31 protein-coding genes are annotated in these 24,379 nt (G+C 69.9%); 25 read left to right on the top strand and 6 right to left on the bottom strand.

The window, feature by feature from the left end; translation table 11 throughout:
- The first annotated feature begins 3 nt into the window (after positions 1-3).
- The 19 genes from ABII15_RS36150 (at position 4) to ABII15_RS36060 (ending at position 16,541) form a co-directional block, all read left to right on the top strand.
- Complete coding sequence (locus ABII15_RS36150) at positions 4-312, top strand: DUF6112 family protein (protein ID WP_161304236.1); 309 nt, start codon at positions 4-6, stop codon at positions 310-312.
- Positions 312-1,001 carry a hypothetical protein gene (locus ABII15_RS36145; protein ID WP_353946507.1) on the top strand — a complete coding sequence of 230 codons (690 nt, stop codon included), beginning with the start codon at positions 312-314 and terminating at the stop codon, positions 999-1,001. Before ABII15_RS36150 ends, ABII15_RS36145 begins: the two co-directional genes overlap by 1 nt.
- Positions 1,002-1,035: 34 nt before the next feature.
- A complete protein-coding gene (locus ABII15_RS36140) occupies positions 1,036-2,403 on the top strand; it encodes an ATP-binding protein (protein WP_353946506.1) in 1,368 nt (455 codons plus the stop codon).
- Positions 2,404-2,502: 99 nt separating this feature from the next.
- Entirely contained in the window at positions 2,503-3,972 is a 1,470-nt protein-coding gene (locus ABII15_RS36135) for an SCO6880 family protein (RefSeq protein WP_353946505.1), read from the top strand.
- Positions 3,973-4,016: 44 nt separating this feature from the next.
- Positions 4,017-4,472, top strand: coding sequence for a DUF6238 family protein (locus ABII15_RS36130; protein ID WP_353946504.1), 456 nt, complete (start codon positions 4,017-4,019; stop codon positions 4,470-4,472).
- 20 nt (positions 4,473-4,492) lie between these two features.
- A complete protein-coding gene (locus ABII15_RS36125) occupies positions 4,493-5,998 on the top strand; it encodes an ATP-binding protein (protein ID WP_353946503.1) in 1,506 nt (501 codons plus the stop codon).
- Positions 5,999-6,084: 86 nt separating this feature from the next.
- Complete coding sequence (locus ABII15_RS36120; protein WP_353946502.1) at positions 6,085-6,273, top strand: hypothetical protein; 189 nt, start codon at positions 6,085-6,087, stop codon at positions 6,271-6,273.
- Positions 6,266-7,198, top strand: a complete 933-nt coding sequence (locus ABII15_RS36115) for a hypothetical protein (RefSeq protein ID WP_353946501.1) — start codon at positions 6,266-6,268, stop codon at positions 7,196-7,198. Before ABII15_RS36120 ends, ABII15_RS36115 begins: the two co-directional genes overlap by 8 nt.
- Before the next feature lie 591 nt (positions 7,199-7,789).
- Entirely contained in the window at positions 7,790-8,503 is a 714-nt protein-coding gene (locus ABII15_RS36110) for a hypothetical protein (protein WP_353946500.1), read from the top strand.
- A gap of 100 nt (positions 8,504-8,603) precedes the next feature.
- Complete coding sequence (locus tag ABII15_RS36105; RefSeq protein WP_353946499.1) at positions 8,604-10,397, top strand: TraM recognition domain-containing protein; 1,794 nt, start codon at positions 8,604-8,606, stop codon at positions 10,395-10,397.
- An 86-nt stretch (positions 10,398-10,483) separates the two neighbouring features.
- Positions 10,484-10,720 carry a hypothetical protein gene (locus ABII15_RS36100; protein ID WP_353946498.1) on the top strand — a complete coding sequence of 79 codons (237 nt, stop codon included), beginning with the start codon at positions 10,484-10,486 and terminating at the stop codon, positions 10,718-10,720.
- Entirely contained in the window at positions 10,717-11,892 is a 1,176-nt protein-coding gene (locus tag ABII15_RS36095; RefSeq protein ID WP_353946497.1) for a DnaB-like helicase N-terminal domain-containing protein, read from the top strand. Before ABII15_RS36100 ends, ABII15_RS36095 begins: the two co-directional genes overlap by 4 nt.
- Positions 11,889-12,497, top strand: a complete 609-nt coding sequence (locus ABII15_RS36090) for a hypothetical protein (protein WP_353946496.1) — start codon at positions 11,889-11,891, stop codon at positions 12,495-12,497. The genes ABII15_RS36095 and ABII15_RS36090 overlap by 4 nt, the downstream gene beginning before the upstream one ends.
- Positions 12,487-12,777: a DNA cytosine methyltransferase gene (locus ABII15_RS36085; RefSeq protein WP_353946495.1), complete on the top strand. Its 291-nt coding sequence runs from the start codon at positions 12,487-12,489 to the stop codon at positions 12,775-12,777. Before ABII15_RS36090 ends, ABII15_RS36085 begins: the two co-directional genes overlap by 11 nt.
- On the top strand, positions 12,770-13,678 hold the full coding sequence (locus tag ABII15_RS36080) for a DNA cytosine methyltransferase (RefSeq protein ID WP_353946494.1): 909 nt from the start codon (positions 12,770-12,772) through the stop codon (positions 13,676-13,678). Before ABII15_RS36085 ends, ABII15_RS36080 begins: the two co-directional genes overlap by 8 nt.
- 94 nt (positions 13,679-13,772) lie before the next feature.
- Entirely contained in the window at positions 13,773-14,384 is a 612-nt protein-coding gene (locus ABII15_RS36075; RefSeq protein WP_353946493.1) for a DUF4913 domain-containing protein, read from the top strand.
- Between the two features lies 1 nt (position 14,385).
- A complete protein-coding gene (locus ABII15_RS36070) occupies positions 14,386-15,195 on the top strand; it encodes a hypothetical protein (protein ID WP_353946492.1) in 810 nt (269 codons plus the stop codon).
- Complete coding sequence (locus ABII15_RS36065) at positions 15,192-15,656, top strand: hypothetical protein (protein WP_353946491.1); 465 nt, start codon at positions 15,192-15,194, stop codon at positions 15,654-15,656. The genes ABII15_RS36070 and ABII15_RS36065 overlap by 4 nt, the downstream gene beginning before the upstream one ends.
- Before the next feature lie 27 nt (positions 15,657-15,683).
- Positions 15,684-16,541, top strand: coding sequence for a DUF317 domain-containing protein (locus ABII15_RS36060; RefSeq protein ID WP_353946490.1), 858 nt, complete (start codon positions 15,684-15,686; stop codon positions 16,539-16,541).
- Here ABII15_RS36060 and ABII15_RS36055 read toward each other — a convergent pair.
- Positions 16,532-16,735, bottom strand: coding sequence for a hypothetical protein (locus tag ABII15_RS36055; protein ID WP_353946489.1), 204 nt, complete (start codon positions 16,733-16,735; stop codon positions 16,532-16,534). The two genes, ABII15_RS36060 and ABII15_RS36055, sit on opposite strands and share 10 nt — an antisense overlap.
- Positions 16,736-16,992: 257 nt before the next feature.
- Between ABII15_RS36055 and ABII15_RS36050 the strand changes: the two genes are divergently transcribed.
- Positions 16,993-17,223, top strand: a complete 231-nt coding sequence (locus ABII15_RS36050) for a hypothetical protein (RefSeq protein ID WP_353946488.1) — start codon at positions 16,993-16,995, stop codon at positions 17,221-17,223.
- 285 nt (positions 17,224-17,508) lie between these two features.
- Here ABII15_RS36050 and trxB read toward each other — a convergent pair whose 3' ends face one another.
- Both trxB and ABII15_RS36040 read right to left on the bottom strand, forming a co-directional pair.
- Positions 17,509-18,504, bottom strand: a complete 996-nt coding sequence (trxB, locus tag ABII15_RS36045; RefSeq protein ID WP_353946487.1) for a thioredoxin-disulfide reductase — start codon at positions 18,502-18,504, stop codon at positions 17,509-17,511.
- Positions 18,501-18,914 (bottom strand): arsenate reductase ArsC, encoded by a 414-nt coding sequence (locus ABII15_RS36040; RefSeq protein WP_353946486.1) that lies wholly within the window; start codon positions 18,912-18,914, stop codon positions 18,501-18,503. Before ABII15_RS36040 ends, trxB begins: the two co-directional genes overlap by 4 nt.
- Before the next feature lie 106 nt (positions 18,915-19,020).
- Between ABII15_RS36040 and ABII15_RS36035 the strand changes: the two genes are divergently transcribed.
- Genes ABII15_RS36035 through ABII15_RS36020 form a run of 4 tightly spaced genes read left to right on the top strand, consistent with a single transcriptional unit; the run spans position 19,021 to position 21,696 of the window.
- Entirely contained in the window at positions 19,021-19,329 is a 309-nt protein-coding gene (locus ABII15_RS36035; RefSeq protein WP_161300421.1) for a metalloregulator ArsR/SmtB family transcription factor, read from the top strand.
- Positions 19,326-20,438, top strand: a complete 1,113-nt coding sequence (gene arsB / locus ABII15_RS36030; protein WP_353946485.1) for an ACR3 family arsenite efflux transporter — start codon at positions 19,326-19,328, stop codon at positions 20,436-20,438. The genes ABII15_RS36035 and arsB overlap by 4 nt, the downstream gene beginning before the upstream one ends.
- The gene (locus tag ABII15_RS36025) at positions 20,438-20,641 is read left to right on the top strand and encodes a DUF2180 family protein (RefSeq protein WP_353946484.1); all 204 of its coding nucleotides are present in this window, start codon (positions 20,438-20,440) and stop codon (positions 20,639-20,641) included. The genes arsB and ABII15_RS36025 overlap by 1 nt, the downstream gene beginning before the upstream one ends.
- A complete protein-coding gene (locus ABII15_RS36020) occupies positions 20,638-21,696 on the top strand; it encodes an ArsO family NAD(P)H-dependent flavin-containing monooxygenase (RefSeq protein WP_353947308.1) in 1,059 nt (352 codons plus the stop codon). Before ABII15_RS36025 ends, ABII15_RS36020 begins: the two co-directional genes overlap by 4 nt.
- A 17-nt stretch (positions 21,697-21,713) precedes the next feature.
- Here ABII15_RS36020 and ABII15_RS36015 read toward each other — a convergent pair whose 3' ends face one another.
- Positions 21,714-22,454: a TIGR02391 family protein gene (locus ABII15_RS36015; RefSeq protein ID WP_353946483.1), complete on the bottom strand. Its 741-nt coding sequence runs from the start codon at positions 22,452-22,454 to the stop codon at positions 21,714-21,716.
- A 253-nt stretch (positions 22,455-22,707) separates the two neighbouring features.
- Positions 22,708-23,553, bottom strand: coding sequence for an NAD(P)/FAD-dependent oxidoreductase (locus ABII15_RS36010; protein ID WP_353946482.1), 846 nt, complete (start codon positions 23,551-23,553; stop codon positions 22,708-22,710).
- Between the two features lie 72 nt (positions 23,554-23,625).
- On the opposite strand from ABII15_RS36010, the gene ABII15_RS36005 reads away from it, so the two are divergent.
- Entirely contained in the window at positions 23,626-23,961 is a 336-nt protein-coding gene (locus ABII15_RS36005; protein ID WP_353946481.1) for a metalloregulator ArsR/SmtB family transcription factor, read from the top strand.
- A gap of 18 nt (positions 23,962-23,979) precedes the next feature.
- Here the strand turns inward: ABII15_RS36005 and ABII15_RS36000 are convergent, their stop codons facing one another.
- The gene (locus ABII15_RS36000; RefSeq protein ID WP_353946480.1) at positions 23,980-24,360 is read right to left on the bottom strand and encodes a metalloregulator ArsR/SmtB family transcription factor; all 381 of its coding nucleotides are present in this window, start codon (positions 24,358-24,360) and stop codon (positions 23,980-23,982) included.
- Positions 24,361-24,379 lie beyond the last annotated feature (19 nt).

Raw genomic sequence — 24,379 nt, 5'->3', positions numbered from 1 at the left:
CCAGTGAAGCTCATCCAGCACGCCCAGATCCTGGCGTACAACCCCGGTGTCAGCCCGAGCGAGGGCGGCCTGCCCGGTCTCGATGTCCTGAAGAAGGTCATGGGCAGCATCAACCTGTTCGGCATCATCGCTGTCGTCGGCGCGCTCGCGATCTCGGCGATCGTGTGGGCCTGGGGTCATCACAGCGGCGGACACCAGGCCGAGGCCAATGGCAAGAAGGGCACGGTCGTCGCAGCCGGATGCGCCCTGCTGCTGGGCGCGGCGAACGGGATCGTCGCGTTCTTCTCGGCGATGGGGACGCAGGTCCACTGATGCCGAAGAAGCGATTCCCTTCCTCTGGCGAGCGCCTCTTCCGGGGGCCGGCGTCGGTGCCTCGTCGCGCGGCCATCGGCGGTGTCGTGCTCGCGGTGTTGCTGGCGATTGCCGGCCTGCTCGCGTACGTCACCCGCCCGGACTCCCCGACCGCGCAGAAGACAACCCCGCAGCGGTCGTCCTCGACCGGGACGGCCACCTCTCCGTCTCCTCCGCCGAGTGCCGGTCCGGCAGTGGCAGCGCCGCTTAAGACGAGCGATCCGATCGCCTTCGCCAAAGGCGCCACCAAGGCCCTGTGGAGCTATGACACCCGCTCATCCTCACAGGCCGAGCAGCTGTCCGGGCTCAGGCGGTGGATGACCGACGAGAAGAAGGTGAGCGACTGGAAGTCGGTCACCGAGCAGGTGCCCAGCGGAGTGCTGTGGTCGCGGATGCGCGACAACCGCCAGCACGCCACGGCCACGGTCGGCGAGGGGCATTTCCCGCAGGCGTTCAAGACCGCCCTGGCCCAAGACCCAGGTGCGATCACGCAGGCGTACGTCTACGCAGTCACGGTTTCCGGCAAGCAGTCCATCGCCTGGAAGGGCTCAGGCGCCGGAGCCGAGTCACGCTCCACGACCCTCGCCGTTCAGTGCCGTCCGCACCAGGACTGCGCCCTGGTCGGGGTCCTGCCGACCGTCTCGCCGTGATCGCGGCCCTCAACTCCCGAAAGGAGGTGCCCTCATGGGGGCATGTGACCTTCCGCTGATGAACACGGTGTGCGACACCGTCGGCGGTGTCGTCGGCGCGACCGGTGAAGCCGTCACCGACGGCATCGGCGCCTGGATCGCCAAGTCGATGGGCGAGATGGCCCAGGCAGCGGCAGACCTGGCGACCAAGGCCGTCGACAAGACCACGGCGATCGACTTGAACGCCGACTGGTTCCGCCACAACTACGAGCTGCTGCTGCCCATCGGTCTCGTGCTGACCGTCGGCACGTTCTGCCTTCAGCTCACCCGGGCTGCTTGGCGCCGTGACGAGCAGGCGCTCGCCCAGGCCTTCTACGGGACGGTGATCGGTGTCCTGTTCGCGTTCGCCGCCATCGCCTGCACCACTGTGGCGATCACCGTGGTCGATGCGCTCAGCGCCGGTCTGTTCAAGGCCGCCAACAGTTCGGTGGATGACGCGATACGCCGCGTCATCAAGGTCAACGAGCTGGGGGCGATGTACGGCCTTGGCTGGGGCGTGCCCGCGATCATCGCGCTCGGCTGCGCGGTCGGCGCCTTCTTGTACTGGGCGGTCATGGTGGCCCGCAAGGTCGGCATCCTGATCCTCGTCTCGCTCGCGGTGTTCGCCGGGGCGGGCGGTGGGTGGGAGGTCGCGCGGCGCTGGCGGCGTGGCTGGATCGAGGCCACCAGCACGCTGGTCGTCTCCAAACTGCTGATGACGATCGTGTTCTTGCTGGGCGTCTCGGCCATGGGCAAGACCGAAGCGAGTGACGGGCTCGGCGCGCTGTCCGACGCGCTGGCGGGTCTGGTCGTGATGGTGCTGGTGATGCTCTGCCCGTACGCGACGTACAAGTTCGTGCACTGGGCTGCCGACGGCGGTGGGCACGACGACCTGCACCGCACCGGTGTGGCGGGCATGGCGGTGGCTGCCGGTGCGGCGAAGACGGCGGGTCAGCTCGCCATGCAGGCCAGCACCGGGATGCCCGCTCCGCAGGGCCCGGCCACGGTGCCGGGCCAGGGCTCGGGCGGGGTGGCCTCCGGGATCGACCCGACTGGTGGCTCGAGCGGGGGCGGCAAGCCGAAGCAGACCCACTTCCGCTTCGGCGAGGACCCCAACGCCACCGGTGACAAGGGCCGCGCCCTGATCCGCCGGCCTCCCACCGACGGCGACCGCGGGGTTCCCCTCATCCAGCGCCCCGGCCAGGGCGAAGCGGATGCAGCTCCGGTGGCCTCCGGTCCGACCCCGCAGGGCGCGTCCGTCGCTCCGCCGCAGGTCCTGCACGAGGACCCGCCGGCAGCCCGGCGCAGCGGGCCTCCGCCACAGGGCACCGTCACCCCGCAGAGCTGGGTTTACCCCACGCCGCCCAGCGGTTCCGACGGCTAGCCCGCACTTTGCGGGGTGGCCGAGGCCCAACCTGGCCCGGCCGCCCCGCCCCTCTTCCCTGCATCCTTCGTCAGTTCGTGTTCCAAGGACGGCTTCGCCATGCACTCTTCCGCTCCACACCCCGACGGTCCCGCGACCGTGAAGTTCCCGCACCGCTCGCGTCGTGGCGTCCTGCTCGGCCTTTCCGCGCCGCAGCTGATCGTGGTCTCGGCTACGGGACTGCTGCTCCTGGCGGTGCTGCTCTCCACCGGCGTCATTGGGGCGCTGAAGCTGTTTCCGCTATGGGCACTCGTACTGGCCGCAGTCTTCATTCGGCACCGCGGGCGGGCGCTCGCCGACTGGGCGCCGATCGTGATCCAGTACGTGCTGCGCCGCTTCCGGGGCCAGCTCGTCTGGCTCGCCCGCCCCTCCACCCGGCCGCAGCGCGAAGGCCTCCTTCACCTACCGGGCACGGCTGCCTCGCTGCGGGTGGCCACTGCCCCGGGCGGACGTTTCGGCGCGGTGCACGACCCGCACACCGGCACCCTCACAGCCGTGGTCAAGGTCTCCTCGCGAGCCTTCGCCCTGCTCGACCCGGCAACACAGACCAGCAACGTCTCCGGCTGGGGGCGCACTCTGGCCGCGCTCGCCCGCACCGGCCACATCGCCCGCGTCCAGGTCCTGGAGCGCACCGTCCCCGACTCCGGCGACGCCCTCAACCGGTACTGGAGCGAGCACGGCAACGCGGCCACCCCGCTGGCCGGGCCGATCTACTCCGAGCTGCTGGCCGCAGCCGGACCGGCGGCAGCGCCGCACGAGGCGTACGTCGCCCTCGCGCTCGACATCAAGGCAGCTCGCCGCCTGATCAACCAGGCCGGCGGCGGACTGACCGGCGCCTTCGCCGTCCTGGCCCAGCTCACCGCCACCTTCGACCAGGCCGCCCGCAACTCCGGTCTCATGCCGTCCAACTGGCTAGCGGCAGCCGAGATCGCGGCCGTGATCCGCACCGCGTACGACCCCAAGGCATCAGCCGCCCTCGACCGCTGGTCCTCCTCCGGCCGCCCACAGGCCGACCCCGCCGCCGCAGGGCCGGTCGTCCTGGTGGAGAAGGCCGACCGCATCCAGACGGACTCGGCCCACCACGCCACGTTCTGGATCGAGAACTGGCCGCGTATCGAGACCAGCCCGGGCTTCCTTCACCAGCTCCTGTTCACCGCCGGAGTGCGCCGCAGCCTCTCTCTGACGTACGGGCCCAAGGGTCTGGACGCGGCGCTCAAGGATGTGCAGCGCAAGAAGGCCACCGTGATCGCGGATGCGGCCGAGCGCGCCCGCAAGGGCCAGGTCGATTCCGAGGAGGATTCGGTCGAGTACGCGGACATCAAGCAGCGCGAACGCCAGCTGATTGCCGGGCATGCCGACGTCGCCCTGACCGGGCTGCTCACCGTCAGCGCGGACAGCGATGAACAGCTCAACGCTGCCTGCGCCGCGATCGAGACGGCCGCCGTCGCCGCTCTGATCGACCTGCGTCCGCTGACCTGGCAGCAGGCCGAAGCCTTCACCAGCGCCGCTCTGCCGCTCGCCCGCCCGTAGCGCACCCGCACCACCGATTTCCGCGCTCTACCGAAGGGCACCCCATGCCGACCGAGCCCCTGCCCGAACTGGCTCCGGACTTCATCCCGTTCGCCACCTCCGCGCTCGACTTCCACCGGGCCATCAACATGCCCGTCGCCCAGGTCGCAGCCGGACGGACCGAACTGGACTCCCTGCACGCCCACTTGCTCGCCCTGTACGACGTGCTCGACGCGCACGCCGTACGAACCGCGCCAGTCGCCGGCGCGGAGGGAGACCACCTGAGGGCCTGCCGGATCCGGCTGTGGCAGGCAGCCGACCATCTGCACGCCGCCTTCCACGCGGCGCCGCACTCCAAGACCGGCCGCCTCCCCGCTCGGGAGACGTGTCGCGCACGGCTGCCAGAAGGCGCTCCCGACCTCACCGTCTGTCAACGCCACTTGGCCTTGGCCGCCCGGGTCCGTCGGGATCACACCCCGGCCGATCTGCGCGACCCCTTCACCGGCCTCACCCGCCACTGAATCCCTGGAGCACCACCGCCATGCCCTCTCGCACCAACCGCGCCAGCGCCAGCCCGCTGTTCGTTCCCCGCAAGTCGGACCGGCGCACCGCCCGCGCCGCCCGGGACCAGTTCGCCGTCGCACGCGGCAAGGCCAGGCACGCAGGTCGGCCCGAATCCCGGCCTACTGCGCCCGGTCTGGACCCCGACCTGCGCGCCACCTATCCGCCCGCCGGACGTCCCGGTGACGCCTCCGCACGCGGCGGCAAGCTCAAACTGCCCTCGCACCGGATGACCACCGCGGTCGCGGCCGGCGCCTACCCGTTCCTCGCCGAGGGCGGCCTGGGCGCGCAGGGCATCTACGTCGGCCGGGACGTGCACGCCGAGGCCGCCTTCACCTACGACCCGTTCGCCCTCTACGGACGGCTCGACGGGTTCACCAACCCCAACATTCTGCTCGCCGGGGTCATCGGCATGGGCAAGTCCGCCCTCGCCAAGTCGCTCGCCCTGCGTGCTGTCGCCTTCGGCTACCGCATCTATGTGCCGTGCGACCCGAAGGGCGAATGGACCATCGTGGCGCACGAGTTGGGCGGGCAGACCATCGCGCTCGGGCCCGGTCTGCCCGGCCGCCTCAATCCGCTCGACGCCCCTACCCGGCCTGCCGGGGTCAGCGAGGACAACTGGCGCACCGAGGTGCGCAAGCGCCGCCTTCTCCTGCTCGGCTCTCTCGCGAAGACGGTCCTGCGCCGCGAGCTGCACCCCATGGAGCACACGGCCCTCGACGTGGCACTGGATCAGGTCGTCACGCACGCCGAAACCACCGGCGCCACTCCCCTGCTCGGACAGATCGCGTACGTCCTGGGCTCCCCCGAACAGCTCGACGGCGCATTGGGCGAACTCTCCGGGCGCCTCGGCCAGGCCGCCGAGGACCTCGCCCACGCGCTGCGCCGCCTAGTACACGGCGACCTGGCGGGGATGTTCGACGCCCCGTCCACCGTGGCTTTCGACCCGGCCGCGCCGATGCTCTCCATCGACCTGTCCCGGCTCGGCGGCGCCGGCGACGACACCGCGCTCGTCCTGGCGATGACCTGTGCCTCCGCCTGGATGGAGTCCGCGCTCTCCGACCCCGCCGGTGGCCGCCGCTGGGTGATCTACGACGAGGCGTGGCGGGTGATGCGGCACGTCGCCCTGTTGGAGCGCATGCAGAGCCAGTGGAAGCTCAGCCGCGGCCTCGGCATCGCCAACATGATGATCATCCACCGCCTCTCCGACCTGCTGACCGCAGGCGACGCCGGCTCCCGGGGGCGCGCCCTGGCCGAGGGCCTGCTCACCGACTGCTCCACCCGCATCATCTACCGCCAGGAAGCCGACCAACTCGCCGCTTCAGCAGCTCTGTTGGGCCTGACCGGCGTCGAGACCCAGGCCGTCTCCGCTCTGACCAAGGGACGCGGCCTGTGGAAGGTGGCAGGGCGCTCCTTCATCACGCAGCACCTGCTCCATCCTCGCGAGCTCGAACTCTTCGACACCGACGTGCGGATGACGGCCTGACACGCCGAATCCGCGCCACCGGCGAGGGGCCCGCGCGCCCTCCGAGCCCCGCGCCTTCGAACGACTCCTCCACGGAAGGCATCCCCATGTCTGCGTACGCCTCCCTGCACCGCACCGTAGGACGCTTGGCCCGGTTCTACCTCGACGCCACCACTGTGTCCGCCGCCGACCGGCACATCCCTCTGGCCACCGGCCCCTTCGGTGCTCGGCACGAGGCTCACCGCCTGGGCGATCGGGTGCTCGCCACGCGCGCCGCCGGGACCCACCATGACTGAACCCGCCTGGATCACGCTCAGCCCCCATAGTCACCTGGGTCTGACCGCCACCGTGTCCGACGATGACCAGGAAGAAGCGCAGGATCTGCTCCTCGACGCCGGGTTCTCCACGGGGCACCCCGAATACAAGTACACCTTGGGCACGTCGCAGTCGGACGCCGTCCAGCAAGCCCTCGAACAGCTCTACACCGAAGTCGCCGACCATCAGGTGGTCATCGATGACGTCGACCTCGGCCGCCCGGCGTCGGTCACCGCGCAGGTCCGTAAGCGCGCCGTGCATCCGGCCCGCACCAATCGACTGGCCACAGCCACCGCCGCTGGAGAGCGGGCCCTGGCCGAGTGGGACGCAGTCTCGGACAGCCTCTGCGACGGGGAGGGCTGGCCACTCGATGACCGCTACGGCCTGCGCCAACAGCAGCGGGATGCCGAGATGTGGGCGCAGTTCGAGCCCTATCTCCGCCAAGGCCCTCCGCTACTCGCGCACGCCGAGGCGTCCCTCCCGCACCTTGGTCCCGACGAGCGGGTGGCCGCACGTTGGGCGTATCGGCTCCGGGTCCTGCGCGACGCTCTGAAGGGCGGCACGCGGGTCCAGGGCGAGTCCGAGTTCGTCGCCGAGGTCCTGGTTCCCGAGCACCCCCACTACCAGGAGACCTGGCAGCGAGCCATCGCGCTGCGCAACGCCGAAGGCTGGCACTACGCCCTCACCTGGTTCGAGCACGCCGACGTGCTCACCGAAATCACCCAGGCTGAAAGGGCGTTGGCGGCTGAACCAACTTCACCGCATCGAGGGCCGCAGCGGCCCGAAGCGGCACGCGCCTGGTCTCCGCACGCGCTCCAGCACATCAACGCGGCACTCGAATCTTCCTCGGTCCGCCCGGCCGCGACCCGGCTGTTCCGCGGCGACACGCCCCCGCGCTCGCGCTGACTAGCGCAGACCTCCGGCACCACCAAATCCGCCTTCAGCCCGCACCCTCATCTCCCCTGTACGGCCCCGACCTCTGCGAGGTGCATCTTCGTGGCGGACACACACCCGCACATCACCATCGGCCACCACGCCCACTACGGCGTCGTAGCGGCGACCTCCCACGACAACCCTGTCGCCGCCCACATGCTCGGGCGCGTCGGCTTCGAGCGCCTGCCCGACAGCGATCTGTACGCGCTGACCGAGCCCCACCGGGATCCGCTACGGCGCGGCAGGCAGGCGGTGCAGTCGCTACGGGCCGCGCAGTACAGCGTCACCTCCGATGCCGCCTATGACTCTCAGCCCGGCCCACATCTGTCGGCATCCCACGACCTTCTCGACCGACCTGAGTGGAAACGGACAGCGGCTTCGCCCACCGAGCAGTCGGCCGCTGCCCCAGCCCGGGCCCAAGCCGCCACGGCCATGTCCCCGGCGCGCGCCGTTGCCTCACCGCCACGGCTCCCAGCACCCGCAGTCGAACACCGCTCTGCCGCACCGCTGCCACGACCGGCTCGCGCGCGCTAACCCCCGGCAACAACTGAACCGGAGCCCCGCATGTCCACACCTCCCGAGATCATCATCGCCCGCGAGACGACCGGCAACGTCATCGCTGAAGGAGGCGACGAACTCGCCCACACCCTGCTCAAGCGCGCAGGCTTCCAGTACGAGCAGTCCATTCGTTCCTTCTGGTACCGCCTGCCCTGGGACATGGGCGAGGAGCGCGAGAATCAGATGGCCAGCCACGCCGCCCGGATGCTCACCGCCGTCGGCTATGACGTGGACCTGGGCAAGGACCTGCTCGTCGGCCCCGTCACCACGCCGTCCGATCCGCAAGGTCAGCGCACTTACGGCCACCAGATCCTCTCGCTGATCGACCAGCTCAACGAAGTCGGGACGTATTCGGCAGCGGCCGAGGTGACCGAGCACGTTCTTGATCCGCAGGACGGGGTGCTGATCCGTCTCGGCGAGTTCTTCGACCACGCAGCCGAGCAGGCTGACGCGGTGCCCAGCACGGACGCCGCCCACGTGGCCATGCGTCTGGAGAGCGCAGCCGAGAAGATCCGCTCCCTGGGCGACTACCTCGACGGAGTCGGTGACGACCTGCGCGACCTGGGCCCCACTCCGCCCTCCCCTGCTCCGAGTTGGCGCCAGAAGGTGGCGGGCTACTTCGCCACCGCCACACCGCGGCGCGCCCAGACAACAGAGACCCCAACGGACCCTCCTGCACGCACCCTCCCGACCGAGCAGCGGCCCGACCGCACCCGCTGACCGCACACCCCAACCACGCGGAAGTCCCTCTCATGATCACCAGAACGGCCCGCCGGCCCCAGTTCTCCCTCCGCCCCTCAGCACGTCATGGGACCGCGCCTTGTCTCCTTCACGCACCACCACGCCCTCGACCACCACCGGCACCGACGGCCTCCTGTATCTGCTGATCGCCGTCGCGGCGCTCGGTATCGGCGGCGGGAACCTGGCCTGGTTCTTCGGCAATCTCGCGAACGCCGTCGTCGGCTCCGACCACTGGGCCGCATACCGCCCGACAGAATCGCTGCTGCACCCCGATCAGGTCTGGCCCCATCTCGCCCGGCCCTCCGTGATCGTCGGGTGTTACGTCCTGCCCGCGCTCGTGCTCCTGGCCGCCACGCTGCTTGGCCTGAAGGCGTGGTCGCGGCTTCGCGGCCGCTCAAGCGGGCTGGCCGACCAGCGGGATCTCGCCGATCTGCTGCCGAAGAAGATCGCCGCCAAGGCGATCGACCTCCGCCCGAGCCTGCAGGGTGCCAAGCCCAAACAGGTCGCACCGGACGACCGTGGTGTCCTGCTCGGCACCTTGCCGTCGGGGGCGCGCGAGGTCCGCTCCTCGTGGGAGGACGTGATCGTCGCGATCATGGCGCCCCGGTCCGGGAAGACGTCCGGTCTTGCGGTTCCCGCGATCCTGCGCGCGCCCGGCCCCGTACTGCTGACCAGCAACAAGGCCGCCCGAGACGCATTCACCGCGACGGCCGCCGCTCGCACCGAGGTCGGCACGGTGTGGACGTTCGACCCGCAGCAAATCGCCCACGCCTCCCAGGAGATGTGGTGGGACATCCTCGCCGACGCCCGCGATCTCACCGGGGCCCGTCGCTTGGCAGGCCACTTCGTGACCGCATCCGTCAATGAGTCGAGCGCCGGCGACTTCTGGTCCACCGCCGCCGCGAACACTCTCACCGCGCTCTTCCTCGCCGCCGCCCGCGACCGCCGCCCCATCACCGACGTACTGGCCTGGCTCGCCTCGCCTGCCGACCGCACCCCCATCGACCTGCTGCAGGACGCCGGCCTCGACGCGGTCGCCGCCCAGTTGCAGGGCACCGTAGCCGGTGCCGTCGAGACCCGCGACGGCATCTTCGAGACGGCCCGGCAGTACGCGAGCTGCCTCCTCGACCCCGCGATCGCGGCCTGGGTCACCCCGCCCAACGGCCTGGCGAAGGTACGGGAGTTCACACCCGAGGCATTCGCCACCAGCAAGGACACCCTGTTCCTACTGTCCAAGGACGGCGGCGGGTCGGCCTCGGCGATCATCGCTGCCGCCGCCGACGCGGTGATGCGCGCGGCCGTCATCCAGGCCGAGCGCGACGGCGGGCGGCTCGACGCCCCGCTGCTGGCGATCCTCGACGAGGCCGCCAACGTGTGCAAGATCGCCGACCTTCCGGACCTGTACTCGCACCTCGGCAGCCGGGGCGTCATCCCGGTCACGATCCTGCAGTCCTACCGCCAGGGCGTACGGGTGTGGGGCGAGGCCGGCATGGACGCCCTCTGGTCCGCCGCCACGATCAAACTCGTCGGGTCCGGCATCGACGACGCCGACTTCGCCGACAAGCTCTCCCGGCTCGTCGGTGACCACGACGTCCGCACGGTATCGGTGTCCACCAGCGAGTCGGGCAAGTCGACGTCGGTCTCCATGCGCCAGGAGCGCGTGCTGCCCGCCGACGCGATCCGCGCTCTGCCCAAGGGCTCGGCGTTGCTGCTCGCCACTGGCATCCGCCCCGCGCTGCTCGACCTCAAGCCCTGGTACCGCGAGCCGAACGCCGATCTCCTCGGCGCCGCTTCCGCCAAGGAGACCGCCGCCATCACCGAGCGCGCACTGGCCAAGTCCCTGCGCCGCGACGACCTCGGCCCGGCAGCATGACACCGCCGATGTTCCACGCAAGGAGGGCCAGACCCCGTGCTCCGCACCCGTCCCATCCGGCCCCCGCTTGTTCTTGAGGTACCGCCATGTCCCACTCTCAACCGCCCTGGGCTTCCGTACGCCGCTCCGAGCGCCTCGCCGGAACCCCGATCGTCCGACGTGGAGCCCACTGGTGGATGGTCAGCCTCTCCGGCACGCTCCTCGCCACGGATCCAGCCTTCACAGGTGAACTCGACCGTTTCGCGGCCGACTTGGCCGCCGCCGACCAGGCTGTCGCCGCGCTCCGAGCCACGCGGACGAAGCCGCGCAAGGCGCGCTCGTGACCCCGCTCGTCCAGGCTGAGCAGGCCGTCCTGGGCGCGCTGTTCCTTGATCCCGGGCAGCTCGGCCCTCTCTCGGACTGGCTCCGACCGGAGCACTTCGACCGCCCGGCGCACGCGGCGCTGTACGCCGCGATGCTCAAGCTGCGGGCCGAGGGGCACCCTGCGACGACCGCGGATGTCGATGGCCCGGTACCGCTGGCCTGGGTCACTGACACCGTGCAGGAGGCGAGCCGTCACACCCTGGGGCTCACCTCGGTGTATCCGCACCTCTTGATCTCGGCATGCCCGCGCCCCGACCATGCCCCGCTCTACGGCCGCATGGTGCTGGAGGGCGCCATCCACCGCAGCGTGGCCCAGCACGCCGACCGACTGCATCAGGCCGCGCTCGCGGATCTCCATAGCGGGACCCTCGACGAGACGGTGCACCACGCCCAAGTGCTGTCCGACGTCCTCGCGGACCTGGCCCGCGTCTGGGGCACCGAGCCGCGTACGGCACAACCACCCGATGCGTACGCACCTCTGGGCGTTCCTCCGGAACCAGTGGCGGATCAAGTCCTGGCCGACGAGGAGCTTCTCCTGGGGTGCCTTGCCGCTCGCTCCGAGCAACTGCTGGATCTGGTGCGATGGCTCCGCCCCGACGACTTCGCCGACCCGGGGCATCAACAGATCTACCGTGCACTCGGGGCACTGCACCATCGCGGCGAGCCCATAGATCAGCTGACCGTGCTGTGGGAGACCCAGCGGCGCGGCGCGCTGGCCGACGGCTCGCTCAATGCCGAGCAGGTCCGACGCATCTGCGACCCCCTGGCCGGTGGCGGCGCCGCCGAACACTACGGCGAGCAGGTCGTCACCACCTCCCTCGTCCGCACGGCGGCAACCGCGGCCCGCCACGTGCGCGAGCTTGCTGGGCAAGAGGCCCTGGCCCCGGGCCAGTTGATCGGATACGCGCTTCATGCGCTCCGTCCACTCGATGACGTACGCCGACGTCAGCGCATTGCGAGCGGCGCCGAACCAGGTCTACCCCGCTCCAGCCCCCACGCCGCCCCACGGTCGGCACAGACCGAGGCGGCTCGCTCCCGCAGCCGGCCCCACCACCCCGGCGCCCAACCTCCGGCCTCCCTCATGTCCCCAGCGCCGCCAGCGGCCCGCCCCTCCTACCGGAGTCCGTCATGACCGATGACACCGGCCGCGCCGCTCTGGCGAAGCAGGAACTGTACGGAGCTGCCCACGAGTTCGAGCGGCTGCTCCCCCACTTCGAGGTGCCCTCGGCTCCGGCCAGTCCGCCAACCCCGAGTGCGGCGGCTCGCCGGCTGTCCTCGCTGACCGAGTTGATCGGGAACATCTCGGACGAGGTCCTCTTCCTCGACACCGACTCCGATCCAGGGCTCGACCTCGGCCCGGTCATGTGGGCCTACACCGAGGCATTGGTTCCGGCCGGCCGGGCCGTGGAGCACCACACCGAGGCGTTCAACCAGATCGGGTTCCTACGGCGCTATGCCGAGTACCCCGACAACGCCAATCTGCGCGACGGGCGACGCGCCTCGTTCGATGTCGTCCAGGAACGCCTCGAGCTCGTCCAGCTCAATCTCAAGGAGGCCGCCGACTCTCTGCGCGGTTCGGCGGACCGCCTCGATGGCACCCCGCCACGCACCCTGGCCGCGCTCAGCCGCTCGGCGCGGCCCAGGAACTCCATCTACCGGGTGCCGGCGGCGAGCGCGCCCGCCCCAGCCTCGCCGCTGCGCCTCGCGTATCTGCCGGAGCCGCGTCGTGGCCGCTGAACTCTCCATCAATGGCTCGGCGCCGCCGATCGGCAGTTTGTGCTCCGGGTACGGCGGCCTGGACCTCGGCGTCCAGGCCGTCCTCGGCGGCACCTTCGCCTGGCACGCCGAGATCGATCCGGGCCCGGCCCGGATCCTTGCCCGGCACTGGCCCACCGTCCCGAACCTGGGCGACATCACATCCGTGAACTGGGCGGAAGTCCCGAGGGTGTGCGTCCTGACGGCAGGTTTTCCCTGTCAAAGACGTCTCCGTCGCAGGCCGTCGCGCCGGATTGGTTGATGGCAACCGGTCCGGCCTGTGGCTCTACGTGGTCCGCGCCATCGAAGCCCTCAAGCCATGTCTGGTGGTCATCGAGAATGTCCGGGGACTCCTCACCTCCCCCGCCGGTTCCCCTGGCGACGTGGAACCCTGCCCGTGGTGTCTGGGAGACACCGCAGGCCAGCCTGCTGTGCGCGCACTCGGCGCCGTACTTGGCTCCCTGGCCGACCTCGGGTTCGATGCGCGCTGGTGCGTGCTTCGCGCCTCCGACGTCGGCGCCCCGCATCGCCGCGAGCGGGTCTTCCTCACCGCCTGGCCCACCGAGCGAGACGCCGCTGCTGAAGACACCGACCAGCAACTTGGCGACGAACGGCGGCAGTCAGCACCCAACGAAGCGGAAACAAGGCGGCCACGGCCCGAACCTGGCCGACGAGGTGGAATGGCTACTGCCCACCCCGAAAGCATCCGACGGGGCGAAGTGCTCTCCGAATCAACGCCATGGGAATGGGGACTTGACCCTGCCACCGGCTGCGGCTTCCCTGCGGGGCACCACGATCAGGCCCTCCACTCGTACGGCCAAGCCCCGCTCGACACACGGGTACGGAGCATGTCCGGCAGCGACGCCCACCTTGTTCGGGCCGGAGGGTCCCAGAGCTGGGGACCGTACGCGGCGGCCATCGCCCGCTGGGAGCGGGCCACGCGTCCGGCACCCCGCCCCACCGACGCAGCGGGTCAGCTCAGCCCGCTGTTTGTGGAGTGGATGCAGGGGCTTGCACAGGGGTGGGTGACTGCCACCCCCGGGCTGGGCTGTCCGGCTCAACTCGCAGCGCTGGGCAACGGAGTTGTACCTCAGCAGGCCGCACACGCGTTGCGACTCCTGACTCCCCAACTCGGCGCCTGTCGGCACCATCGGCCCAGGTGAACGGCGGCTTCTACACCCGTTCTCCGGCCGGGCCAAACCCGGATTCCTCCGGACCATCTCCACCCCGAACACCCGAACTCGCCAAGGGGTAGCGATGGCTGAACCCGCTCAGGAGAACGAGCCGATACGCGTGGCGGACCACGATCTGGACGATCTGGTGTCCACAGTCGCCCGGCTGGTGTCGGAGAGCCGCAAGCAGGGCGAGACGCTTGCCCGACTCACCGATGAGCCGTCCACTGGGGCGGACACCGAGTCCGAAGGTATCGACCCGAGCGGCGTGCCAGGTCCGGCAGGTCCGAACGCGTCTGCCGAACCTGGCACTCCACAGGAGATACCGACGTCGATCTTCATCCTGGCGCTCGAAGGCAAGGCGTACGAAGAGGAACTCGCCGCGCTGGCCAACTGGGTCCACCACCTGCTGATGCCGGTCTACGGCCGCGAGGTCAGCACCTCACGGCCATGGTGCCAACAGTGGAAGGAACACTCCGAAGCCGTCGCCCGCCTGCACGCTCTGTGGCTGGCCTGGCAGCAGCTCACCGACATCGAAGCCGGCCTGACCGGCCCGTCGACGTGGCACCGCGACCACCTCGACCCCACCCTGTTCCACCTCCGGGCTCCTGATGACCCGTTCGGTGCTTGCACCACCAGTTCTGCGCGCCCCAACCACCGGTTGCTGGCCACGCCCGAAGTGGACCTGGTGGCCTGACATGGACGACCTCTACGAGAGCCTGGAACACGACTACCGGCTCGCCGGCTTCCAGGCCGCGACAGAGACCATCGAGGACGACTTCATCCGGGTCACGCTCTCGGACGACATGTTCGTGCCGATGGCCGACCACCACAGCGCCGACGGCCGCGACAGCTACTTTCTGTTCTACGACCGGGCCGCCATCTGGGACGTTCCCGGGCAGGCCGAGTTCGTAACCCTGCACATCGCCCGGGACACCGAGCAGCGCACGTTCGCCTTCGAGGTCGAGCGCGCCCCGGTAGTGCCCCTGGCCCAGAACTGGCTGATCCGGCAGGGCTGCCCACCGGAAGCCACCCTGGCAACCCGTAACCACGGGCCCCGGCCCGCAGATGCCCTCACCTCCCGCCTGGAAGACCAACTGCGCACGAACCCGGACGGCCGGTACGAGGTCCTCGACGACTTCACCGACAACCCGTGCACCTTCGACTTCGGCGTCGAGACTCGCACGCTCGTGTACGACCACCATCCCGACTCGGCGTCCGCCCCGTACCGGCTCTTCCTCGAAGAGACCGACAAGTACTTCCAGACGTACACCGTGCGCGAGGGCACGTTCGCGACGGCGGAAGCGGCCGACGACTGGGCCATGACCCGCGCCACTCCGCTCCCGCTCGCTCCGACGCCAGATGCCAGTTCGACCCACCGGGCACAGGCCGCTCGTGCCCGATCGACGGCCAAGCCGCCCGCCCCACTGGCCGTTCCGCCATCTGCTGTCGGCACGCCCCGAACGCCGCCGCCCGCTGCGGCGCGGACGCGCGGAGGTGCCCGGTGAAGGCCGCCCGCTACGCGTTCGCCGCGCACCCCGAGGCCCTGGCCGATCTGCGCAACGTCCCGGAGAGCGTCCGCGATCTGGCACTCCTGGAGCTGCAGCACCTGGTCCACGGCAACGAACGCGGCGCGGCGCTCACCCGAGAACTGGCGGGCTGTCACAAGGTCTACGTCGATCCGCAGACCCGGTGGCGGATGGTCATCCAGTTCCGTGACGCCCCCGCCACTTCTCAGCACCGGCGCGAGATCTACTTGCTGGCCGTCGGCGAGCGCCAGGACCATGCCGCCTACCGCTTGGCCGCGCTCCGTCTGGAACGCGAGCGGACGGCGACCGCGCCGGCGCACCAGCGCCGAGCCCAGGTAGCCCGGTCCCGCTCTCCACGCAACGGAGTGCAGCCGTCGCGCCCCACCGCTGCCGTCGAGCCCGCGTCCACCTCGGCCGCGCGCTCCCGCCGCGCCCGCTGAACCGTCTCCCCCTTCGGAGCACTGCCCATGCCCGCAGTCGATCTCGCCGCGCTCTCCCCCGGCACCGAGGTCCTCGTGGCCCCGCTCTACCTCGCCGGGCCCGGCTCCACCGCTCCGGTCCTCGACGTCCTCAACTTCGCGCCCGGCTGGACGAAGAGCATCGCGTTCGGCACCGACACCTACTTCACCAGCCCCTGCCAGCGCGTCCGGATCGCCAACACCGAGGCGAGTCACTACGGCGGCTGGACGATCACGTACGCCGAGGATCCTCTCGGCGTTCCCGACTGGATCACCACCTTCGACCGGAACACCCCGCAGGAGGTCGTCGCCGGCTTCGCCGACACACTCGTGCGCAGCCTGCCGAGCAACTTCCGCGACTACTTCAGCGGCGGACCCCACTACATCGGCGACGGCCACGAGGGGGTGTTCCGTCGCCACAACTGGCAGCTCGTACGCGGCAGTGGACCCTACTGGAGCTTCTCCCCAGACGGGCATGCCGGAGTACGTACCCGCACCCACTGGATCCACGAATACGACGAACTGCTCTCCCCGCCGAGGTCCATGTGGCGGGTCGCCGCCGGCGCGGACCCGCGCGTGGCCTCCACCTGGCGGGCCTACTTCAGCGCGTTCACACTGCCGCACCTACGTGCCGCAGCCGCAGCTGCCCTCACCAGCGGCAACGCCGTCGTGCGCCGCGTCGAGGAGATCCCCGAGCCCCATCGCGCCCTGGTGAACGTACGCCTAGCGGAGCCGTCGCCGACGGCTCCGCTTGTACGGGCCGCCTTGGACCGCAGGCCCTACGTGCCGCAGCTCGCCACAGCGAAGGCGCCAACGACGAACACGGACTCCACTGCTGATCATGGCCGTTCCCGCCGTCAGCGCTGAACAGGACCTTGAGTCGCGGGGTCGTCCATACCCTCGTCCCACCTCGACGGCGACTTCTTCACGCCTACGGCCATCGCCAGCTCCTCGACGCTCAGTTCGACACGACGGCCATCCGCCATGCGGGTCCGCCCCAGTGAACCCGCAACGGCATCATCAACAGCCTCGTTGTAGGCGGTCTTCTCGTCGTCTCGCAACTACTTCTCCTCCGCCACCGGTCGCCTCGGGCACAGCCCTCGGGGCGACCGTTTCATTCCCCCTGCGGCACGGCGGCATTAGCCCCAGCAATGGGCCCAGTTCGCCCACGGCAGACGGGCACTGCCGCAGATGACTGGAGACCTGCCGCTCGACCATGTCAACGTACGACCGCGTCGAAGAACCGCAGGTCAACGAAGGAATCTTCGAACCACGGCTACGCCCCGCCCACGTCGGCTCCCCTGCCTCGGAGGCCCCCTTGCCGAAGATCATCACCGTCGGACAACTGCTCCACCAGCTCCAGACCCTGGACCCGGACCTCCCCGTGTACCTCGCCGTCAATCCGGACTGGCCGTACGTTCACCGCATCGGTCGCCTTGCCGAAGACCGCCAGGCGCTCGGCAATGGAGCCGTGTACATCGCCGAGGACGGCCAAGAGGACGTGCTGCCCCCGGATGTCCGCGCACAACTCGGCTGGTCCCTGGCGTGAAGCACCGTACGAGCGGGGACCTCGTGAGCCGATCGCCGATCCGGTCGAGCAACTCCTCGCCCCTCAACACGCTCGCCACGGAACCCATGCCGCCGGGCGTAAAGGGCGCCCTGATCTGCTCGGTCCCACAGCGAGCCACGGGCAGATCCTCACGCGCTGAGGACGGTCTGAAGGCAGTTCGGGCGATCCTGGACCCGGCCGTCTGATCGTCGCCCACCCCGTCCGATAGCAACACTGCCCGGCACAAGCACCACAGCGGGAATCTGTGCCGGACAGGCGGCGCCGTCACGCAGTAACCGCGGCGAGCGCCTTCTCACTGTCTGCGAGGCCGGCCAGGTACCGCTCGGCATCCAGGGCAGCGGCACACCCCGAACCGGCCGCCGTGATCGCCTGACGGTAGGTGTGGTCGACTACGTCGCCCGCACCAAAGACTCCCGGGATGTTCGTACGCGTCGAGGGTGCATCCACCTTCAGATAGCCCTCGGCGTCCAACTCCAGCTGTCCGGTGAACAGTTCTGTGCGCGGGTCGTGCCCGATCGCGATGAACAGTCCCGTCGCGTCAACCTTGCGGGTACTGCCCTCAAAGGTGTCGCGCAGGGTCAGCCCGCTCAGCATGCTGTTCTCCTCGTGGAGTTCGGCGATCTCGCTGTCGAAGGCGAAAGAGATCTTGTCGTCGGAGAACGCCCGGTTCTGCATGACCTGCGAGGCACGCAGGGTGGAGCGGCGGTGCACGATGGTCACCGAGCGGGCGAAGCGGGTGAGGAAGGTGGCCTCTTCCATGGCAGTGTCGCCGCCGCCGACGACCACGATGTCGCGGTCGCGGAAGAAGAAGCCGTCGCACGTCGCGCACCAGGACACGCCCCGCCCGGAGAGGGTGTCCTCCTTGGGCAGGCCGAGCTTGCGGTAGCCGGAGCCGGTCGCGATGATCACCGTCTTCGCCCGGTGCACGGTGCCCGCGCTGTCTGTGACTGTCTTGACGGAGCCGGTCAGGTCGACCTCGACGACATCGTCGTCCAGCATCTCGGCGCCGAACCTCTCGGCCTGCGTCCTCATGCTGTCCATGAGGACGGGGCCGTCCACCCCCTCGGGAAAGCCGGGGAAGTTCTCCACCTCGGTCGTCGTGGTCAGTGAACCGCCAACGAAGATCGAGCTGCCGAAGAGCAGCGGCTTGAGGTTGGCACGGGCCGTGTACAGGGCGGCCGTATACCCGGCCGGTCCGGAGCCGATGATGATGACGTTGCGTATGCCGTCGTCGGCGGCGGCAGGCGACGTGGCGGTCATGCCTCCGGCTCCGGGGCGATCTCGGCGATCAGGCCCTCGACGAGAACCTTGATCTCGTCCCGGATCGGACGTACGGCCTGCACACCCTGGCCCGCCGGGTCCTCCAGCTTCCAGTCGAGGTAGCGCTTGCCGGGGAAGACGGGGCAGGTGTCGCCGCAGCCCATGGTGATGCAGACGTCCGACTCCTTGACCGCGTCGACAGTCAGGATCTTCGGGGTCTCGGCGGAGATGTCGATGCCGACCTCGGCCATGGCCTCGACGGCGGCAGGGTTCACTTCCTTGCCGGGGTTCGAACCGGCCGAGCGAACTTCGACACGGTCTCCGGCCAGGTGGGTCAGCCAGGCGGCGGCCATCTGGGAACGGCCGGCGTTGTGGACACAGACGAAGAGCACAGAGGGCTTGTCGGACATCAGAGGTCTCTCTTGATCTCGTGAGCGCCGCCGAACGGCGAAGTCAGGGCCGACTGATATCAGCACCCGGTGGCATCAGCAGCCACTGATGTGAGAGTATCAGTCCATGATGACGTCAGTCGACACTGACCTGATCCGGGTGCTGGCCGACCCGCTCAGGCTCCAGATCGTGACCCTGCTCGCCCGCGAGACGCTGTGCACCACCCACCTGGTGGAGGAGACCGGCGCACGCCAGACGAACCTCTCCAACCACCTGAGAGTCCTGCGCGAGGCGGGGGTCGTGGATACGGAGCCGTGCGGCCGCTTCACGTACTACAAGCTGCGCCCGGACGTCATCGCCCAGCTCGCCGGCCAGTTCGCCGAACTGGCCGAGTCCGCCCGCACCGCCGCCGACAACAAGAGGGCCTGCCCGTGACCCGCACCGACGCACCCGTCACCGCGACCACCGAGGAATCCTCGATCGTCGCGAAGCTGTCGACACTCGACCGCTACCTCGCCGTATGGATCCTGCTCGCCATGGGGGTCGGCCTCGGCCTCGGCCGTCTGATCCCCGGCCTGGGCGACGCGCTGGCGAAGGTCGAGATCGGCGGCATCTCACTGCCGATCGCTATCGGCCTGCTCGTGATGATGTACCCGGTCCTCGCGAAGGTCCGCTACGACAAGCTCGACACGGTCACCGGCGACAAGACGCTCATGGTCTCATCGCTGGTCATCAACTGGATCGTCGGCCCGGCGGTGATGTTCGCACTGGCATGGATCTTCCTCCCGGACCTGCCGGAGTACCGCACCGGATTGATCATCGTCGGTCTGGCCCGCTGCATCGCCATGGTCATCATCTGGAACGACCTCGCGTGCGGCGACCGCGAGGCCGCGGCGGTCCTGGTCGCGCTCAACTCCGTCTTCCAGGTGATCGCCTTCAGCCTGCTCGGCTGGTTCTACCTCGACCTGCTGCCGCAGTGGCTCGGCCTCGGTAACGGCCAGGGGCTCGACGTCCCGGTCTGGCACGTCGCCCTGAACGTGATCGTCTTCCTCGGCATCCCGCTGGTCGCCGGCTACCTCACCCGCCGCGTCGGCGAGAAGAAGATGGGCCGGGAGAAGTACGAGTCCAACTTCCTCCCGAAGATCGGCCCGTGGGCCCTGTACGGGCTGCTCTTCACGATCGTCATCCTCTTCGCGCTCCAGGGTGACGCAATCACCTCGCAGCCGCTGGACGTCGTCCGGATCGCGCTGCCGCTGCTGGTCTACTTCGCGGTGATGTTCTTCGGCAGCTTCCTGCTGGGCAAGGCCATCGGCCTCTCCTACGAGCGCACCACCACGCTCGCGTTCACGGCGGCGGGCAACAACTTCGAGCTGGCCATCGCCGTCGCCATCGCCACCTTCGGCGTGACGTCCGGGCAGGCGCTGGCCGGGGTCGTCGGCCCGCTGATCGAGGTCCCGGTCCTGATCGGACTCGTCTACGTGGCACTGGCCTGGCGCAAGAACTTCGCCCCGACCCAGCTCACGACAACCGCCAAGGAGAGCTGATGCACTGCCTCGACTGTCACGCGCAAGGAACCGTGGCGACCGCCGTCGGCGTGTGCCACGACTGCGGCGCCGCCGTGTGCGAAGAACATGCGCGGGTGACGGACCGAAGCGTCCGACGCGGTCCCGTGGTCGGGGCTCCCCAAGAGGCAGTCGCCCGAACGGTGCGCTGCACCAAGTGCGCTACGGCAGCGACGGCCGCATGACCCAGGAGTGCGTCGATGTGGTGGTGATCGGCGGCGGCCAGGCCGGGCTCGCCGCCGGTTACCACCTGCGCCGCCAGGGCCTGGACTTCGTCATCCTGGACGCCCAGCCCACGCCCGGCGGCGCCTGGCTGCACACCTGGGACTCGCTCCACCTGTTCTCCCCGGCGGCGTTCTCCTCGCTGCCGGGGCGGCCGATGCCGGTGCAGGTGGGCGAGGTCTATCCGGACGCCCGGCACGTGGTGGAGTACCTCACCGAATACGAGCAGCGGTACGAGCTTCCCGTCGCACGGCCGGTTCGAGTCCACGGCGTGCACCGCGACGGAGCCCATCTGCGGGTCGAGTCCGACAGCGGTACGTGGCGGGCGCGGGCTGTGGTCTCGGCGACGGGAACATGGTGGCGGCCGTTCCTGCCCGCGATCGCCGGACGGACCGACTTCGGCGGCCGTCAGCTGCACACCGTGGACTACCGCAGCCCGGCCGAATTCGCCGGCCAGCGCGTCGTGGTCGTCGGCGGCGGCAACTCCGGCGCCCAGATCGCCGCCGACCTCGCCTACGACACCGAGCTGACCTGGGTCACCCAGCGCCCGGCTCGCTTCCTTGCCGACGACATCGATGGGCGGGCCCTGTTCGACGCGGCCACCGCCCGACACCGCGCCCTGGACGCGGGCCGCACCGACACCGGAGGCGTCGCCTCCCTCGGCGACATCGTGGCGGTCCCGCCCGTGCGGGCGGCACGGGATGCGGGACTACTCAAGGCGTCCCCCATGTTCGACCGCCTGGAGCGAGGCGGCGTGGTCTGGGCCGACGGGACCCGCGCCGAAGCCGACGCGATCATCTGGTGCACCGGCTTCAGGCCCGCCCTCTCCCATCTCGGTCCGCTCCACCTCCGGGGCCCCCGCGGCCACATCGCCACGGAGGGCACCCGCGCGGCCGACGAGCCCCGCCTGCACCTGCTCGGCTACGGCGACTGGACCGGCCCCGCCTCCGCCACCCTGATTGGCGTAGGACGACCCGCTCGGGACGCCGCCCGGGAGATCGCCGGCCTCCTGCGCTGATCGAGCTCGGCACCCCCTCACGTCGCGAGAGTGGCGGCATCCACCCAACGGGCCAGCACACTGAACGCCGCGAGTTGCTCCAGTGCCTCGTTCTCCGGCAGTTCCGGCAGCCCGTCCTCGTGGCTGTTGGGATTGCGGATGCCCGCGAAGCACCCCTCGGCGAAGGCGGCGGCTCCGCGCTGAACACTGCGGAAGGTGTCGCTGCCGTCGTCTGCCCTGAGTCGCAGGCGCGGCTGCCCCGGTTTGGGGTCGTCCTTGGAGAACACGCTCTGGAACAAGGCGGTTTCACTCGCGTCCCGGCGACCGACCTTGTTCTGCGCCTCCGCGTTCACCTTCCTTGCTGCGGCCGTTACCGCTTCGCGGTAGTGCCCGCTCTGCCACAAGGACCGGGCACCACTCCACACCCACGGGTGCAAGGTCGAGGCGCTGAGCTGAGGGGCATCATCGCCGAGACGCTCACGGACTTCCGCGTCCCGTTGCAGGGCTGCATCGGCGCGCTGCGCGGCATCGCGGTGCTGGTACCAGCGATTCACGTCCTTGTTGCGGTCGTCAGGAACTTCGGTACGCCAGCGAGGCAGGACGCGGTCGAGGATCTGCTCGACCACATGGGCACTGGCGTTGATCTCGGAGTTCTTGCCGCGGTTGCTCAACCTGCTGGTGAAGTTCACGACGCCTGGCGGATCGGGCGGACGGTACAGCTCGGTCAGTGCAAGGAACTGCGCCAACTCGGCGCGGGCCCAAGGGATATCAATGTTCACGCGTCCATGGTGCCGCGCCCCACTGACAATCCCCGGACGCCGGCGCCTCTGCGGACCGTCATCGGCGCAGGCGCGCCAGCACGTACCCCGCGTCCCGTCCCACCCCGCGCAGCGTCTTGGACGAGAAGCTGCGCTGGAACTCGATGCCGACGAACCCGAGTCCCGGCAAGCCGGAGGCGACCCCGCCCCGGTGCAACGGCTGCCCGTCGTGGTCCAGGGCGCCGGTGCCTTCGAGGTAGGGGAAGGCGAGTTGTTACCCCGTAGCCAGCAGCACGGCGTCCACCCGTTCCTTCGCGCCGTCGTCCCAGACCACGCCGTCGGCCTCGTACCGCGCGAACATCGAGCGCTGGTCCACACCGTGCCGGTCCAGAGCGGCTCGATAGCGGCCGTCATCGAGCACGGAAACGGGCAGCTTCTCCAACCACCGCCGGATGGGCGCGACGTCAAGGCGCGTGTACTTGAGCCACCAGTGCAGGTCCCGGCCGAGGATGGTCTGCGGCATCCAGCCCAGCGGGCGCCGCGTGGCCAGGGATACCTCGGCGACGGCTCCGAGTTCAGCGGCGATCTGCACCGCGGAGTTGCCGCCGCCGACCACGACGACCCGCTGCCCGTCGAACGGCTCGGGCCCCCGGTACTCGGCGGCGTGCAGCACGCGGCCGGTGAACGCGTCCTGGCCGGGCAGCACAGGCATGTTAGGGGTGGTGTAGTTCCCGGTCGCGGCGATCACGGTGCGCGCCGACCAGGACGTGCCGTCCTCGGCGGTGACGATCCACGCTCCGCCTTCGCGGCGCACGGAGGTGACGCGAGTGCGGGTGCGCACGTCGGCGTCGAGACGGGCGGCGTACCGGCGCAGGTAGTCGACGACCTCGTCGCGGGTGGGGTACCGGTCGGGATCGCCGGGGAAGGGCAGGCCGGGCAGCGCCGAGTACCGGGCGGGAGAGAAGAGCGTGAGGCTGTCGTAGTAGTCCGGCCAGGAGCCGGCCGGCTCGGCAGCCGCCTCCAGGAGCAGGGGGCGGCCGAAGCCGTACCGGCGGGCCAGAGCGGCAGTGGCCAGGCCCGCCTGGCCTGCACCGATGATGATCAGGTCAGTGTGCTCCATGAGAGAGTGACCTTTCCTAAGTCGTGTCGTCGATTCGGGAAATAACGAAATGAAGGGCGTAGGTGATCGCGAGTGGCCGAGGGAAACGACGGGCAGAAGGCGGCCCAGGCGATGGACGCCGCGACCGCGGACTTCCTCAAGGCGCTGGCGAGCGAGACCCGTCAGCGCGTGATGCTGCAGTTCGCCGGGAACGTCGAATTCACCGTCGGAGAGATCGCGGAACGCTGCGGCCTCAGGTCGTCGACGACCTCGGAGCACCTGAGCCTGCTGCGGCGCGGCGGCCTGGTCACCTCCCGGCGCGAAGGCAAACAGGTCTACTACCGCGCCGACGGCGCCACCACGAGCCGGCGCCTCGCCGATCTTCAGTCGTACTTGGCGCGCTGCTGCCCGCCCGACTGTGGCACCTGAACCACCCTTCGCCGGGAGCTAGCCGCGCAGATCGAGCATGGCCGACATCGCCGCCACCACCGAAGGCGCGACGCTGTAGTAGACCCACGTACCGCGCCGCTCGGAGGTGAGCAGTCCCGCATCCTTGAGCTTCTTCAGGTGGTGGGAGACGGTCGGCTGCGAGACGCCGACGTCGGAGATGTCGCACACGCACGCCTCGCCGCCCGCGTGCGAGGCCACCTTGGAGAACAGGCGCAGCCGCACCGGGTCCGACAGCGCCTTGAACATCGCGGCCATCTTCTCGGCGTCGGCCACCGACAGCTCGCCCGCCGTGATCGGCGGGCAGCACGGCACCACTGACTCCGCCGCCTGGGCGTCCGGCTCCACGACCGTCAGCTCCACCATCTGAGAATTCGACATGCGTCTATGTTGACACTTG

This window comes from Streptomyces sp. HUAS MG91, from assembly GCF_040529335.1.
In the GTDB taxonomy this organism is placed as follows: domain Bacteria; phylum Actinomycetota; class Actinomycetes; order Streptomycetales; family Streptomycetaceae; genus Streptomyces; species Streptomyces tabacisoli.
Note: the sequence above shows the minus strand (reverse complement) of the source record. Positions and strands in the feature narration are given on the sequence as shown.